Below are 14879 nucleotides of genomic sequence, written 5' to 3'. Positions count from 1 at the left end.
AAGGGCGGATGTTTTGCTTTTTTAGGAAGAAAATATAACGAAGAAGAAATGTAAGTGTAACTGTGAACAAAAGTTCAAGTTGATTTTTACATATGTTCATGTTAGTGTAAGGGTATAGAAAATAACTAGTTCAGATAAGGGAGAGATTCAATTGACTACACCACAATTAGCTAAAATGATCGACCATACGTTGCTTCGTGCGGACGCAACGCAAAGTGAAATGGCCAAGTTAACCGAAGAAGCGAAGCAATATCAGTTTGCTTCCGTATGTGTTAACCCAGGCTGGGTTGCTTATGCTGCTGAGCAGTTGCAGGGTTCTGGCGTAGATATCTGCACCGTTATTGGTTTCCCTCTGGGAGCATCTACATCGGAGACAAAAGCTTTCGAAACGAAAGATGCGATTGCTAAAGGTGCAACTGAAGTCGATATGGTCATCAACATCAGTGCTTTGAAAGATGGCAAAGATGATTTCGTTGAACAAGATATTCGTGCTGTTGTTGAAGCGGCTGCGGGTAAGGCTTTGGTGAAAGTTATTATTGAAACTTGTCTGTTGACGGATGAAGAGAAAGTACGTGCTTGTCAGGCAGCTGTGCGAGCTGGAGCTGATTTTGTTAAAACTTCTACAGGTTTCTCCACAGGTGGAGCAACGCCAGAAGATATCGCTTTGATGCGTCGTACTGTAGGTCCTGATGTTGGCGTTAAAGCTTCCGGTGGCGTACGTAGCTTGGAAGATATGCAGAAAATGATCGAAGCGGGTGCAACTCGTATTGGTGCTAGTTCTGGCGTGAAGATCATGCAGGGCGAACAGTCTTCATCGTCTTACTAATTCGTTGGAATCTGACTCGTTAGATAACATCTAGGCTTTGCCTCACGGGATTGAACTTGTTCTTCATGTTAATCATTAATATGGAGAACAAGATTCAAGCCTGAAAAAGCCTCTTTATTTTTTTAACCTGAAAATTGATATAAAACGAATTTGTTGTAAGCGCTTTACTTGTTTTCTGAAAGGTTTATTTCATTACACGCATGAAAAACCTTTGAGCTGATTTTCACATCCGGCTTAACTACCTTCAAAGGAGAAATCAAATGAAATTTCTAATTGCCATTATCGGCTTACTCGTTGTTTTTGGACTGGCTTATATCGCAAGCAACGGCAAAAAGCAGATTCGTTACCGGCCGCTGGCTATCATGATTGTTTTGCAAGTTATACTAGCTTATGCTCTGTTGAATACAGGAGTGGGTACTTTTTTAATTGGCGGTTTCGCGACCGTATTTAAAAGTTTACTCGACTATGCGAATGAAGGTATCGCATTTGTATTTGGGGGTTTGACTACTGTAGGTGCCGAAAGCGGGGGGGCACCGTTCTTCCTCAGCGTATTGATGCCGATTGTTGTCATCTCCGCCCTTATCGGTATATTGCAGTATATCCGAATCTTGCCTTTTGTTATAAAATATATTGGTCTGGTATTAAGCAAAATCAACGGAATGGGCAGACTGGAATCATATAACGCGGTTGCTTCGGCTGTATTGGGGCAATCTGAAGTGTTCATTTCTGTGAAAAAACAAATTGGGTTGTTGCCAAAACATCGGCTGTACACCTTGTGTGCTTCGGCGATGTCCACGGTATCGATGTCGATTGTTGGTGCTTATATGACCATGATCGAGCCGAAATATGTGGTTACAGCTCTTGTACTGAACCTGTTTGGCGGTTTTATCATTGCTTCGATTGTGAATCCTTATGAGGTTACAGAGGAAGAAGATATATTGGAAGTACAGGAAGAGGAGAAACAGTCCTTCTTCGAAATGCTCGGCGAATACATCCTGGATGGATTCAAAGTTGCCATCATCGTAGCTGCGATGTTAATCGGTTTTGTTGCCTTGATTGCACTTGTTAACGGAATTTTCAGCGCGGTGCTTGGCATTTCGTTCCAAGAGCTACTTGGTTATGTGTTTGCACCATTTGCCTTCATCATGGGTGTTCCATGGAAAGAAGCGATTCAGGCAGGAAGTATTATGGCAACCAAAATGGTATCCAACGAATTCGTCGCTATGCTTAATTTGAAGGAGACTGCAATGTCTGCCAGAACAACGGGTATCGTATCTGTCTTCCTCGTGTCGTTCGCCAACTTCTCCTCCATCGGTATCATTGCTGGTGCGGTGAAGGGACTCCATGAGAAGCAAGGTAATGTGGTCGCCCGCTTCGGTCTGAAGCTGCTTTACGGTGCTTCGCTTGTCAGCGTGCTGTCAGCGATCATTACTGGACTGTTCTTGTAAGCTGGATTATTTGGAAGGAGTGCTTAGGTTATGTCAACATTCAAAAGAGTACATCTGATCGTTATGGATTCTGTAGGGATCGGCGAAGCGCCGGATGCAGCAGAATTTGATGATTTTGATGTAGATACCTTTGGTCACATTGCACGTGAACGCGGAGGTCTGAAAATGCCTCACATGGCCAGTCTCGGACTGTCCAACATCAAAGAAATCGAGGGTGTTCCTGTAGCGGATGCACCTAAAGCGTATTACACTAAGATGCAGGAAGCATCCAGAGGCAAAGACACAATGACAGGTCACTGGGAGCTGATGGGTCTTTACATTGATACACCTTTCCGTGTGTTCGAGAATGGTTTCCCCGATGAGTTGATTCAGCGCATTGAAGAGAAAACGGGCCGCAAGGTGATTGGTAACAAACCGGCCAGCGGCACGGAAATTCTGGATGAGCTGGGTGCAGAGCATGTTGAAACTGGCGCGCTCATCGTTTATACATCCGCCGATTCGGTTCTGCAAATTGCAGCACATGAGGACGTTGTTCCACTGAAAGAGCTGTATGAGATCTGTGAGTTCTGCCGTGAAATTACACTTGAAGATCCGTATATGCTCGGCCGCATTATTGCACGTCCATTTGTAGGTGAAGCGGGTAACTGGAAACGTACTGCGAATCGTCATGACTATGCGCTCAAACCTTTTGGTCGTACTGTTATGAATGAACTGCAAGATGGTGGATTTGATGTGATTGCTTTGGGTAAAATCGCAGATATCTATGATGGCGAAGGTGTAACCAAGGCTGTTCGTACCGTCTCTAACATGGATGGCATGGACAAGTTGTCTGAAACGATGGATGAAGAGTTCACTGGACTCAGCTTCCTGAACCTGGTTGATTTTGATGCCCTGTACGGTCACCGTCGTGATCCGCAAGGTTATGCTCAGGCACTTGAAGACTATGATGCACGGCTGCCAGAGATTTTTGCCAAAATGACCAATGATGATCTGCTGCTGATCACAGCTGACCATGGTAATGATCCAACTTACCGTGGTACAGACCATACACGTGAATATGTACCACTGCTTGCCTACTCTCCGCGCTTCAGCGAGGGCAAAAAGCTTGATCTGCGCAGCACATTTGCTGACCTTGGCGCAACCGTAGCCGAGAACTTTGGAGTGAAAATGCCGGAACACGGCACCAGCTTCCTGAAGGATTTGAAATAAGTTTCTCAAAAAACTGGATAGGGGAGGTCGGAGTAGCTTGGGCTGCTCCGGTCCTGCCATCAAAATAGACTAATTTGTATAACTGGAGGAGATTCATTCATGAGTACACATATTGGAGCAAAACCCGGGGATATCGCAGAAACGATTCTATTGCCAGGAGACCCTTTGCGCGCGAAATATATCGCAGATACGTACCTCGAAGACGTTGTATGTTACAACGAAGTTCGTGGAATGCTCGGTTACACAGGTACATATCAAGGACACCGGATTTCGGTGCAAGGTTCAGGGATGGGAATTCCGTCCTTCGCAATCTATGCTAACGAATTGATCAGCGAATATGGCGTAAAAAACCTGATTCGTGTGGGTACTTGTGGCGGTATGCAGGAGCATGTACGTGTACGTGACGTTATCCTTGCACAAGCAGCATGTACAGATTCCAGCATGAACAAACACGTATTCGGTGGTTATGACTTCTCACCAATCGCTACGTTCTCCCTGCTAAAAGAAGCATATGACCGTGCAACAGCTAAAGGTATGAAGATTCACGTAGGTAACGTGTTCAGCTCCGATTCTTTCTACCGCGATGACCGTTCCGTAACCGAGAAGTTGATGAAACATGGCGTACTCGGCGTAGAGATGGAAACAACAGCATTGTACACCATCGCTGCCAAGTTTGGTGTTAACGCACTGACCATCCTGACGGTAAGTGACCACTTGCTGACAGGCGAAGAAACATCTGCCGAAGAACGTCAAAAAACGTTCAACGACATGATGGTAGTTGCTCTGGACACAGCAATCACACTGTAATTGTTGCATTTTATACTGATAATCATTTGATTTTAATCGAAACTTTTGTTTTAAGCACGGAGTGAAGGACCCGGAATCGATTCTGAAGAAGCGTTAGCGTTCGCCTTTGTCTCCGAGTTTTCCCCATTGCAAAATGGATCAAAAAACTTGGAGACAACAGCGATCGGAGGAACGATCCGGAGCCGGAACGAATGCTGCACAAAGTGTTTTGTAGGATGACAACAAGATGTTGTTGCATATTATATTCATAATCATTTGATTTGGATCGAAACTTTTGTTTTAAGCACAGAGTGAAGGAACCGGAATCGATTCTGAAGAAGCAGAGCGTTCGCCTTTGTCTCCGAGTTTTCTCCATTGCAAATGGAATCAGAAAAACTTGGAGACAACAGCGATCGGAGGAACGATCCGGAGCCGGAACGGTCAACGGTCTAACAACAAAGTGTTCTTTACAATCAATACACACACAAGGAGAGATCATCATGAGAATGGTAGACATTATTGCTAAGAAACGCGACGGAAAAGAACTGACAACAGCTGAGATTGATTTTGTTGTTCAAGGATACACACAAGGAGAGATCCCGGACTATCAAGTCAGCGCATGGGCGATGGCGGTATTCTTCAAAGATATGACAGACAAGGAACGCGCTGATTTGACGATGTCGATGGTAAATTCCGGTGAAACGATTGACCTGTCCGCTATCGAAGGCATCAAAGTAGACAAGCACTCCACGGGAGGAGTGGGCGATACAACAACACTGGTACTCGCTCCGCTTGTTGCTGCGCTGGATGTACCTGTTGCCAAAATGTCCGGACGTGGACTTGGTCACACGGGTGGTACAACAGACAAGCTGGAATCCGTTGCTGGTTTCCACGTAGAGCTTGAAAAAGAAGAATTCATTCGTCTCGTAAACGAACATAAGGTTGCAGTAATTGGACAAAGTGGTAACCTTACGCCTGCAGACAAAAAGCTCTATGCACTGCGTGACGTAACAGCTACCGTTAACTCCATACCACTGATCGCTAGTTCCATCATGAGCAAGAAAATTGCAGCAGGTGCAGATGCGATCGTGTTGGATGTTAAAACGGGTGCTGGTGCATTCATGAAAACAACAGAAGATGCAAAAGAATTGGCACATGCCATGGTAAGCATCGGTAACAATGTTGGACGTAAAACGATGGCTGTTATCTCCGATATGTCCCAACCACTGGGTCTGGCGATTGGTAACGCACTTGAAGTGAAAGAAGCCATCCTCACCCTGCAAGGTAAAGGTCCAAAAGATCTGGAAGAACTGTGTCTGGCACTTGGACGTCAGATGGTATTCCTTGCTGGCAAGGCAGATTCCTTGGAACACGCTGAGGAGAAATTGAAAGAAGTGATCCAGAACGGTAAAGCACTGGAGAAATTCAAAGATTTCCTGGCAAACCAAGGCGGAGACGCTTCGGTTGTGGATCATCCAGATCGTTTGCCACAAGCACAATATCTGGTTGAAGTCCCAGCAGATAAAGACGGCTATGTTGCCGGAATCGTCGCTGACGAAATCGGAACTGCAGCAATGCTGCTCGGCGCAGGCCGTGCAACAAAAGAGTCCGAGATCGATCTCGCGGTTGGTCTGATGCTGAACAAAAAAGTGGGTGACCCAGTCAAAGCTGGTGAGTCCCTCGTAACGATCCATGCCAATCGCGAAGACGTAGCAGACGTCATCGCGAAGATCAAAGAAAACATTACGATTGCGGATCATGCTGATGCTCCTGTATTAGTTCATGATATCGTAACAGAATAATACAATCGGAGCAGACGAGATGTAATCTCATGCCTGACTGAACATGAAAGCCCCGAAGCTATGTAATCCATAGCTTTGGGGCTTTTTATCGTTGAAAAGTACGCTGTTAGTTATTACGAGCAACTACGGGCTCTTTATTTTCTCATACGCCATCACCGAGTTTGCATTGGTGTAAATATAAGGCGTGGATGGCTCGGCTACAGGTGTCACCTTTGTTGCCCGAATCTCAATCGTATCCTTACCGTTCACCTGTGCAGAGCCGATGCTGCCATCGATTTGCACCCAACTATCTGTAGGGAAGCTATCTGCTTCTGGGATGTGAATCATCACGCCAAAGGGAGCCGCATCAGCAGGGCAACACATGACGAGAAATCGTCCCAGCGCAAAATGTGATTCATGATCCATGCTTTTGTCCCGATAAACGAACCCGGTTAAGGAGATATCTTTGTTTGCAAATTGTCGCTGGAACATATCAATCGTGCCGAGGGTTTCAGAGAAAATTTCAGGATAGACTCGAATGACCTGTTCTGCATACAACTTCTCCGCCAGTTCAGCGAATTCGCGGCTATACTCGTCTGGGGGAATGAACTGTACTTTGGTGGCCGATGCAGGCTGAACGGTCGTTGGTTTTTGCGTGAGATCTTGTACTTTCAATTGCGTTGCCGGATCAGGTAAAGGCTCTTTGCGACGAATTTCGGGAGGGGCATAAGTGAGAGACATTCCTTTCTGACTGGCCATGGAACTGCCGAGAGCCCGATCAGGTAACAGAAATCCCAGCAACAAGGGTATGGCAATCAAACCATATACCATTGAGCTGCGAAGGAACCCTGAGGGCGGTGGATGCTCACAGTCGCAATGAACCTCATTTCTACCGAACAGTCCATGCCAGGCCATGATAACGGCAATGAACAATAAGGGAACAGGGCAGCATAATAGCAGTTTTTGCATGGTCGGCGCCAAATAATAATGAAGCGAATCACTTGAATTCAACTGAATAATGTATACGGCCAGCCCGCCGATCCATACCGCACGTATCAGGTTATGCCATTGAATGAAGTGTGATTTTGGAACGGGAGGTTTGCTCATCGTATAGACAGTGTGGTTCATAACATCACCTCATTTCTATTAATCGTCAGGATGAAAATTCATGTGATTAACCATTCAGGTCATGAAGTATGTTGTTCAACCTTTATACCAGTAGGTTGATCAACCATGAGCCGGCGAAGACGAGTGTGATAATCGCTAAACTCAGACCTATAACAAACCGGGTACGGAAGGTGGAGAGCAACATGAGTGTGCTTTTGAAATCCAGCATTGGACCAAGCACAAGGAAGGATACCAGCGGCCCCAGTGCAAACGTATGTGAGAACGCAGAAGCCACAAAAGCATCGGACGTGGAGCAGAGAGACAGTACATAAGCAAATCCCATCATGAACACATAGGAGGCAACAGGACCATTGCCAAGTGAGATCAGATCGCTGCGGCTAATGAATGTCTGGATGCAGGCTGTAATCAAGGCACCGATCACCAGATATTTGCTCATATCGACAAATTCATCTCCGGCATGAATGAAGAAGCTGCGCCAGTTTTTCACATGGTTGTGATCATGTGCATTTGCGTGTGCGTGAGGTTGCGCCATTTTAAACCCAGGATGTGTCTTAACCTCTGTCGCTGCGACTTTTGGCATCCGAAGGGGATTTCGACGAACAAACACATACACAAGCATGCCTATGGAAGCTGCTACAGCAAAGGCCAGTCCCATGCGGGCAATGGTAATCTCAGGATGGGAGGGAAAGGCAAGCAAAGTTGCCGTAAATACGATGGGATTGACTACGGGACCACTCAAGATGAACGTAACTGCGATATAGGCTGGCATGCCTTTGTGCATCAACCTTCTCACTACGGGGATCATGCCACATTCGCAGATGGGAAAAATAATACCGAGTAGCCCAGCAACCAGCACACCACCGATCGGATTCTTGGGCGTGAGTTTGCGGACCATTTCTTCGGATACGAACCACTGCATGAGCGAGGATAATAACACACCCATGAGCAGAAAAGGTGCGGCTTCAAGGAAAATACCTATGAATACGGTTTTCATATTTTGCAAAGCTTCACTGTTCCATGCTTCCTTCAAGTCTGGAGCCATTGTGATCAACACGGGAACAAGAAATGCACAAGGGATCAGGAAGGACAGGAGCTTCAGATTGGCTGCCATTTTCATGAAACAGACCTCCACAACTAGGACTTTGCTAAAATATATGCTTGTACGTGCGGCAACATACATCATTCCTATGTTCTAATCAACATTTTTACGATTAATCAAGATTTTTCATCATCATGTGCTTCATAACCGCGAGGGGATGCGGGTTGCTGTTATCGTCAATGATCTCAGTGAGGTTAACATCGATGCAGGTTTAATACGAGATGGTGGAGGGTTATCGCGCATTGATGAGAAGCTGGTAGAGATGTCCAATGGTTGCATCTGCTGCACATTGCGGGAGGATCTGCTGAAAGAAGTCGAGCGGCTGGCTTTGGATGGTTCTTTTGACTACATATTGATTGAATCCACTGGGATTGGTGAGCCAGTACCTGTTGCGCAGACGTTTACGTATATCGACGAGGAACTCGGCATTGATTTGACGAAATTCACTCGTCTCGACACGATGGTTACAGTTGTCGATGCTGCCCAGTTCTGGCGTGATTTTTATTCCAAAGAAACACTGAAGGATCGCAGACAGGAAGCGGGGGAGGACGATGTTCGCGGAATCGTTCATCTGCTGACGGATCAGGTGGAATTCTGTGATGTGCTGATTCTGAACAAATGTGATTTGGTATCGGAGGAAGAACTTTCGAAGCTTGAGAAGGCACTACATGCCATGCAACCGGAAGCTAAGTTGATTCGCACGACACATGGTCAGATTGATCCGAGAGAGATATTGAATACGGGACGTTTTGATTTTGAAAAAGCAAGCCAGTCCGCGGGTTGGATCCGCGAATTAATGAAAGAGGAACATATCCCGGAGACTGAAGAATATGGAATTCATTCATTTGTCTATCATCGTAAACGTCCATTTCACCCGGAGCGGTTGCTGCGTTGGATTGCGAAATGGCCAGATAACGTCGTGCGATCCAAAGGCTTGATGTGGCTAGCGACAAGGAACCATATGGCGATCTCTTTCAGTCACGCAGGTACATCAAAGCAGCTTGCGCCAGCAGGAATATGGGTAGGTGCGATGAGTGAGGAGGAAAGGCAACTTCATTTTGGCGATACATTGCCAAGCATACCGGACTGGGATGATGAGTGGGGTGATCGCGTAACCAAATTAGTATTTATCGGCATTGATATGGACCGGGCGGAAATTGAACGTACATTGGATGAGACCCTTCTTACGGAGGAAGAGATGTTGATCAACTGGCGTGAACTGAAAGATCCTTTTCCCGCGTGGAGTTGAAGTGAAAAGAAAAGATCTTCAAGTGCAATAGTGCCCCTGAAGATCAATGCTGATATTGTATTAAGGGTTTTAGCTAAAGTACAAATCGCCAAGATAAAAATCACCGTTGCCACTTTTTTGCGGACTAAACACAAAGGTAAGGTACACTCCATAGGAACCCGTCCATCCTTGTGGATAATAAATGGCTTTGTAACTGTGTCTTGTTTTGGTTTTATCATTCATTGCAATCACTTTAACATCAGCTGATTTCACATTAATCAACTGATCTGCATATTTAGTTAGCGTTTTTTTATCATTTGCTGCAATGATACCTTTGACTGTAGTCTTAAATTTATCTTTCTGGGATTGCTTACCCAGATCAAAAATGTCGATCTCGGGATTTTCAATAACTTTAGCATCTATGTATTTATCAAATTCACTAGTGCTACCTGTTTTAAGTGCTTTACCATACATTTTGATCAATGTTAAAGATTCTTTCTGCAATTTGACTATCATCTGAGCGTCAGTTCCAGTCATCTTGATTGAGCCAGAAGTGCTTGAGTTACTTGAACTACTTGGTTTACTTGAATCTTCAGAACCTTTGGTACCTGTACTGCTGTTATTACTACTCGAACTGCTTGACTTACCGCTACCTGAATTAGTGATACTTACAACTTTGTTGCTAACATTCAGAGATACGTTGGCTCCGAGTGCTTCTGCTGTGGTACTTACAGGCAAGTATACATCACCGTCATATACCAGTGCATTCAGTTTGTCTCCAGCTTCATTCTTGGGTGTCCAAGACAGACCGTTTACTTTAAAGCTAATGTTGCTGTCGAGTGCTGCTTCAATATCTTGAATTCCGTTTGAAGCTGCTACACCCAGGGCACCGAAAGCCAAACTGCATGCTACCAATGACCCAATAAAAGTTGATTTTTTGATCTTCATCTAGTTCCTCCGTAGGTAAAGTATAATGGTACCAAAGCAGTATATCATATGAAATTATATTATGGATACAAAATTTTACTTTCGCAGAGATGGAGTTGACAAACGAAAAAGCATAGGCTAATATCATTAAATAGTAATTATTACGATTAAATAAGAGGAGGCAACAACGATGAGAGTCATTGTAACTTTAGCCTGCACCGAGTGCGGGGACCGCAATTACACAACAACCAAGAACAAACGTAACCATCCAGAGAGACTTGAGATGAAGAAGTACTCCCCACGTTTGAAGAAAATGACGATCCACCGGGAAACACGATAAATTTTTTTGTTCATTTTAAATCGTAATATTTACGAAAAGAGGGAAAGACATGTTACTATCCTCCATGCGTGATGTTGTATTTGGATATGGCAAAGAGCCGGTCATTGATCAACTGTCGCTGGATATCCATGTGGGAGAGTTCATAGGCATTACTGGCCCCAATGGTTCTGCCAAAACGACCCTGTTAAAGCTGCTGCTCGGGCTGTTGAAGCCCTGGAGCGGCACCATACATATGAATCCGCAGTTGAAACGTGGGAACAAGTCCAATATCGGTTATGTGCCCCAGCAGGTGGCATCGTTCAATAGTGGATTTCCCAGCACGGTGAATGAGCTGGTCCGATCGGGATGTTATACCAGACTAGGACTATTCCGCAGATTTACATTGGAGCAGGATGCCATCGTTGAACGCAGTCTGCGTGAAGTTGGCATGTGGGAATATCGGAATACACGAGTCGGTGAGCTGTCTGGTGGACAGAAGCAGCGGATCTGTATTGCAAGAGCTATGGCTGGGCAACCGCAGGTTTTGGTACTGGATGAGCCAACAACGGGAATGGACCGCCACAGCCGTGAAGGATTTTACAATCTGATGCGCCACTATGTTGATGCTCATGGGATAGCGATTATTATGGTTACTCATGGACTGGAAGAGATGGGGGATCGATTGGACCGAACGATTACTCTGGAGCGGCAAGAAAGTGAGGAATGGCAGTGTTTGAGTACGAATTCATGCAACGTGCCTTCTGGGCAGGTGGACTGATTGGAGTCATCGCTTCAATTCTCGGGGTCTATCTGATGCTCAGGCGGCAGGTATTAATGGCAGACACGTTATCCCATGTCTCACTCGCAGGGGTTGCGCTCGGTTCGGTCATGAATCTTAACCCGGTGATCTGCGGATTCGCCATTGCAATTATCGGTGCATTACTGGTTGAACAACTGCGGCGAAGTTACCGAACCTACAGCGAGATACCTGTGGCAATCATCATGACTTCGGGGCTGGCTCTTGCTGTAGTGTTGATGAGTCTCAAAACCAATCTGTCCAAAACATTCAGCTCATACTTATTTGGATCTATTGTCGCGGTTAGCGATATACAGTTGTGGATGATGGCAGGAGTATGTTTCATGGGTTTACTTTTTTTCATCCTGCTCCGAAGACCGTTGTATAGCTTTACGTTTGATGAAGAGACTGCTTCCATTGGAGGCGTTCAGGTAAGAGGTTTATCGTTTGCCTTTGCCATTCTGACAGGAATGACTGTAGCTTCAGCCATGCCGATCGTCGGTGTGTTGCTGGTTTCTGCTCTCATTGTATTGCCTGCTGCCTTGGCACTAAGAGTGTCTCGCAGTTTTACGGCAGCAATTATTGTCGCGGTAATTACAGGTCTAATCGGTATTTTTAGCGGACTCACCACATCTTATCATCTAAATACACCACCGGGAGGAACAATTGCACTTATCCTGTTGGTCATCCTATTGACTGGAATATCAGCGCAAAAGCTGATTGCACGATATAACCGCAAGTGTCACCGCAAAGAAACGAAATCACAGCACGTCATTCTGGTCAACCATTCTAGGAGGAATACATCAAATGAAATTCAGTAAAAAAGCTACGCTTGGATTGTTGTTCAGTCTCACACTTATCGTTGCAGGCTGCGGACAAAAATCCGCTTCTGATGCAAATACAAGTTCTACGGGTGCCGGTAATACGTTACCCGTAGAGAGTGAAGCATCTAAATTAAACGTGCAGGTCAGCTTCTACCCGATGTATGAGTTCACCAAAAATGTGGCAGGTGATCTGGTCGAGGTGCATACACTCGTTCCAGCAGGAATGGAGCCTCATGATTGGGAGCCAACACCACAAGATATTGCCAGCATTGAAAAAGCAGATGTGCTTGTATACAACGGTGCGGGCATGGAATCTTGGATGGATCAGGTCACCGGAAGTCTGAGCAATACTTCACTCATTCAGGTGGAAGCGAGCAAAGGAATTAACCTTCTTGAAGGTGGAGAGCATGAACACCATCAAGAAGATTCAGAGGCAACAGAACATGACCACGATCATGAGCATGCGAATGAAGCGACTACAGAAGCACATAATCACGATCACGGTGGACTCGATCCCCACGTATGGCTGTCACCTGCATTGGCTGTAAAAGAAGTGCGCAATATTGAAGCGGGATTGGCACAGGCTGCCCCGGAACATGCTGAACAGTTCAAGAAGAATGCAGATGCTTACGTTGCTCAACTGGAGTCACTGGATCAAGACTTCAAGGCGGCTGTGGCGGATAGCAAACGCAAGGATTTCATCACACAACACGCTGCATTTGGCTACCTTGCACAGGAATATGGATTGCAACAGGTTCCAATCGCAGGATTGTCTCCTGAGCAAGAACCTTCAGCAGCGCAGATGGCATCTGTCATTGATTTTGCGAAAGAGCATCAGGTGAAAACGATTTTCTTCGAAACACTGGTTTCATCCAAAGTGTCTGAGACGATCGCAAGTGAAGTGGGGGCCAAGACGGCTGTATTAAATCCGATTGAGGGACTCACCGAGGAAGAAATTGCGGCGGGAATGGACTACATTAGCGTGATGAGACAGAATCTGGAGGCACTGAAACTGGCGCTGAACGAATAATTAAAAATCAGTTTGATGCCTATCACCGAAAAAGGTACAATAATACAACATGCTGAGGAATGGATCGCCATTCCTTTGCCTTTTTGCAAAGCAGAGAGTACAGTGATGTGCTCTCTCTTTGTTGATAAGGTGACCGGATCGAGGAGAACAGGAGGACACATTGCATGAGTTTAAATGAGGAACCTGAAGTGCTGTTAAGTGAACAGCCTGCCCATCTGTGGAGACGGCGTAAGCTGGAGCTGATGCACTGGACGGAACGTGATAAACATACAGTATCCGCGAAGAAAACAGAGATTTGGAACGGTGTTGAAGTTGATGCCGAACTCGTGAACGCATTGTCCATACTTCAGAGTGCGGGCGTGAGGACGGAATTTTCATGTGCAGGGGTGAGTCCGCTTGATGAACCTGTCGATCATTCCCTTTATGCTTATGTTACCCTGATACAAAGTGAGGTTGCAGATCAATTCGTGCACTATGCTCTCCGTCGGATGCGGAATCGACTGCTCGTTACGCTAGAGGCCGAAAAGGGCCGCTATGATCTATCTTCTTTTTTCATTGGACACAATCGGAGCTTCTGCTGGTGGATGGAGCACTGTGCCCTACAGTTTGGAAGCCGAAACGAATCGAGTGAAAAAAGCGTAGTATAAAGGATAGGCTTGTTTACTTGATTGTTTATTTGAAGGTAAAGGAGGTATGGCACGATTGAATAAGTGGGTCAAAACGATACTTTTTCTACTAGGCTCCGTCTTTCTTACACGATTCATCCCATTTTCGTCCTTGTTCCGTAACCTGGATACGATGATTCACGAATTCGGTCATGCACTAATGACACTGGTATTGTCGGGCAAAGTGCTGCGCATTGAATTGTACGCTGATCATAGTGGTGTAACTTACTCTTCCATGCTGACGCCAGGCAGATCGATCCTGGTTTCTCTGGCGGGATATATCAGTGCATCACTGTTCGCCTGGCTATTGTTCTACTTATACCGCAAAGGCTTGCATATGTGGGGACTTGGAATTATGACGGCTGTAGCTCTGGTGTCACTCCTGTTATATGTAAGAGGGGAGTTCGGCATGTTATGGCTGACCGGGTTCATCGTACTGAATGTTGTTATTATGATTTTTGGTGCCAAGATCGTGAAGTTCTATTATCTGTTACTGGCGTTTCTTACGCTTGAAGAGTCGGTTGTTAGTGCGGTATACGTTGGATTTATGTCCTGGACTCAGCCTTCACGGGCAGGGGATGCAGCGAATCTCGCTCAGCAGACATTCCTTCCCGCGCTATTCTGGGGCACGCTGTTTGCTCTATTTGCACTGTGGTGTGCGAACAGAGCACTCACTCTCTTTTTCCGCAAAGAAGGCACTTCGCGATCGTCACGGTCTCGGGGATTACGAAGAGCGTAACGGATATAAAGTTATATCAAAGCAAAGAAGGCACTTCCTTTCTTCATAAAAGGAAAGTGCCTTTTGTTTATGGA

General features: G+C 45.7%; 14 protein-coding genes and 1 pseudogene. 12 read left to right on the top strand and 3 right to left on the bottom strand.

All coding sequences use genetic code 11. The annotated features are described in order from the left end of the window. The first annotated feature begins 175 nt into the window (after positions 1–175). The 5 genes from deoC (at position 176) to MKY44_RS15575 (ending at position 6071) form a co-directional block, all read left to right on the top strand. The gene (gene deoC, locus MKY44_RS15595; protein ID WP_076250397.1) at positions 176–826 is read left to right on the top strand and encodes a deoxyribose-phosphate aldolase; all 651 of its coding nucleotides are present in this window, start codon (positions 176–178) and stop codon (positions 824–826) included. 260 nt (positions 827–1086) lie between these two features. Beyond that, positions 1087–2274 (top strand): NupC/NupG family nucleoside CNT transporter, encoded by a 1188-nt coding sequence (locus MKY44_RS15590; protein ID WP_036613804.1) that lies wholly within the window; start codon positions 1087–1089, stop codon positions 2272–2274. 30 nt (positions 2275–2304) lie between these two features. Continuing rightward, positions 2305–3483 (top strand): phosphopentomutase, encoded by a 1179-nt coding sequence (gene deoB / locus MKY44_RS15585; RefSeq protein WP_341007793.1) that lies wholly within the window; start codon positions 2305–2307, stop codon positions 3481–3483. Positions 3484–3582: 99 nt separating this feature from the next. Beyond that, positions 3583–4290: a purine-nucleoside phosphorylase gene (gene deoD / locus MKY44_RS15580; protein WP_017688193.1), complete on the top strand. Its 708-nt coding sequence runs from the start codon at positions 3583–3585 to the stop codon at positions 4288–4290. Between the two features lie 479 nt (positions 4291–4769). Then, positions 4770–6071 (top strand): pyrimidine-nucleoside phosphorylase, encoded by a 1302-nt coding sequence (locus MKY44_RS15575; protein ID WP_036613808.1) that lies wholly within the window; start codon positions 4770–4772, stop codon positions 6069–6071. A gap of 123 nt (positions 6072–6194) precedes the next feature. Here MKY44_RS15575 and MKY44_RS15570 read toward each other — a convergent pair whose 3' ends face one another. Together MKY44_RS15570 and MKY44_RS15565 are read right to left on the bottom strand one after the other, a co-directional pair. Next, a complete protein-coding gene (locus tag MKY44_RS15570; RefSeq protein WP_341007792.1) occupies positions 6195–7178 on the bottom strand; it encodes a TIGR03943 family putative permease subunit in 984 nt (327 codons plus the stop codon). Positions 7179–7260: 82 nt separating this feature from the next. Next, complete coding sequence (locus MKY44_RS15565) at positions 7261–8295, bottom strand: permease (protein WP_340029248.1); 1035 nt, start codon at positions 8293–8295, stop codon at positions 7261–7263. 112 nt (positions 8296–8407) lie between these two features. On the opposite strand from MKY44_RS15565, the pseudogene MKY44_RS15560 reads away from it, so the two are divergent. After that, positions 8408–9526: pseudogene (locus tag MKY44_RS15560) on the top strand (GTP-binding protein); the annotation flags it as partial. 69 nt (positions 9527–9595) lie between these two features. On the opposite strand, the gene MKY44_RS15555 reads toward MKY44_RS15560, so the two are convergent. Beyond that, positions 9596–10453: a stalk domain-containing protein gene (locus tag MKY44_RS15555; protein ID WP_074095366.1), complete on the bottom strand. Its 858-nt coding sequence runs from the start codon at positions 10451–10453 to the stop codon at positions 9596–9598. A 169-nt stretch (positions 10454–10622) separates the two neighbouring features. Between MKY44_RS15555 and rpmG the strand changes: the two genes are divergently transcribed. The 6 genes from rpmG (at position 10623) to MKY44_RS15525 (ending at position 14805) form a co-directional block, all read left to right on the top strand. Further along, positions 10623–10772: a 50S ribosomal protein L33 gene (gene rpmG / locus MKY44_RS15550; RefSeq protein WP_036613813.1), complete on the top strand. Its 150-nt coding sequence runs from the start codon at positions 10623–10625 to the stop codon at positions 10770–10772. A gap of 49 nt (positions 10773–10821) precedes the next feature. Continuing rightward, a complete protein-coding gene (locus tag MKY44_RS15545) occupies positions 10822–11529 on the top strand; it encodes a metal ABC transporter ATP-binding protein (protein WP_341007791.1) in 708 nt (235 codons plus the stop codon). Further along, the gene (locus tag MKY44_RS15540; RefSeq protein ID WP_341007790.1) at positions 11475–12368 is read left to right on the top strand and encodes a metal ABC transporter permease; all 894 of its coding nucleotides are present in this window, start codon (positions 11475–11477) and stop codon (positions 12366–12368) included. The genes MKY44_RS15545 and MKY44_RS15540 overlap by 55 nt, the downstream gene beginning before the upstream one ends. Then, positions 12355–13401 carry a metal ABC transporter substrate-binding protein gene (locus tag MKY44_RS15535; protein ID WP_341007789.1) on the top strand — a complete coding sequence of 349 codons (1047 nt, stop codon included), beginning with the start codon at positions 12355–12357 and terminating at the stop codon, positions 13399–13401. The genes MKY44_RS15540 and MKY44_RS15535 overlap by 14 nt, the downstream gene beginning before the upstream one ends. Before the next feature lie 164 nt (positions 13402–13565). Further along, a complete protein-coding gene (locus MKY44_RS15530; protein WP_341007788.1) occupies positions 13566–14048 on the top strand; it encodes a hypothetical protein in 483 nt (160 codons plus the stop codon). 55 nt (positions 14049–14103) lie between these two features. Beyond that, positions 14104–14805: a M50 family metallopeptidase gene (locus MKY44_RS15525; RefSeq protein WP_062834767.1), complete on the top strand. Its 702-nt coding sequence runs from the start codon at positions 14104–14106 to the stop codon at positions 14803–14805. The last annotated feature ends 74 nt before the right edge of the window (positions 14806–14879 follow it).

It is taken from the genome of Paenibacillus sp. FSL R7-0026, assembly GCF_038004485.1.
Lineage (GTDB): Bacteria > Bacillota > Bacilli > Paenibacillales > Paenibacillaceae > Paenibacillus > Paenibacillus xylanexedens_A.
Note: the sequence above shows the minus strand (reverse complement) of the source record. Positions and strands in the feature narration are given on the sequence as shown.

Coding starts and splice junctions, on each gene's coding strand:
- deoC (WP_076250397.1), top strand. CDS start 176: ATGATCGACCATACGTTGCTTCGTGCGGACGCAACGCAAAGTGAAATG.
- MKY44_RS15590 (WP_036613804.1), top strand. CDS start 1,087: ATGAAATTTCTAATTGCCATTATCGGCTTACTCGTTGTTTTTGGACTG.
- deoB (WP_341007793.1), top strand. CDS start 2,305: ATGTCAACATTCAAAAGAGTACATCTGATCGTTATGGATTCTGTAGGG.
- deoD (WP_017688193.1), top strand. CDS start 3,583: ATGAGTACACATATTGGAGCAAAACCCGGGGATATCGCAGAAACGATT.
- MKY44_RS15575 (WP_036613808.1), top strand. CDS start 4,770: ATGAGAATGGTAGACATTATTGCTAAGAAACGCGACGGAAAAGAACTG.
- MKY44_RS15570 (WP_341007792.1), bottom strand. CDS start 7,178: ATGAACCACACTGTCTATACGATGAGCAAACCTCCCGTTCCAAAATCA.
- MKY44_RS15565 (WP_340029248.1), bottom strand. CDS start 8,295: ATGAAAATGGCAGCCAATCTGAAGCTCCTGTCCTTCCTGATCCCTTGT.
- MKY44_RS15555 (WP_074095366.1), bottom strand. CDS start 10,453: ATGAAGATCAAAAAATCAACTTTTATTGGGTCATTGGTAGCATGCAGT.
- rpmG (WP_036613813.1), top strand. CDS start 10,623: ATGAGAGTCATTGTAACTTTAGCCTGCACCGAGTGCGGGGACCGCAAT.
- MKY44_RS15545 (WP_341007791.1), top strand. CDS start 10,822: ATGTTACTATCCTCCATGCGTGATGTTGTATTTGGATATGGCAAAGAG.
- MKY44_RS15540 (WP_341007790.1), top strand. CDS start 11,475: ATGGCAGTGTTTGAGTACGAATTCATGCAACGTGCCTTCTGGGCAGGT.
- MKY44_RS15535 (WP_341007789.1), top strand. CDS start 12,355: ATGAAATTCAGTAAAAAAGCTACGCTTGGATTGTTGTTCAGTCTCACA.
- MKY44_RS15530 (WP_341007788.1), top strand. CDS start 13,566: ATGAGTTTAAATGAGGAACCTGAAGTGCTGTTAAGTGAACAGCCTGCC.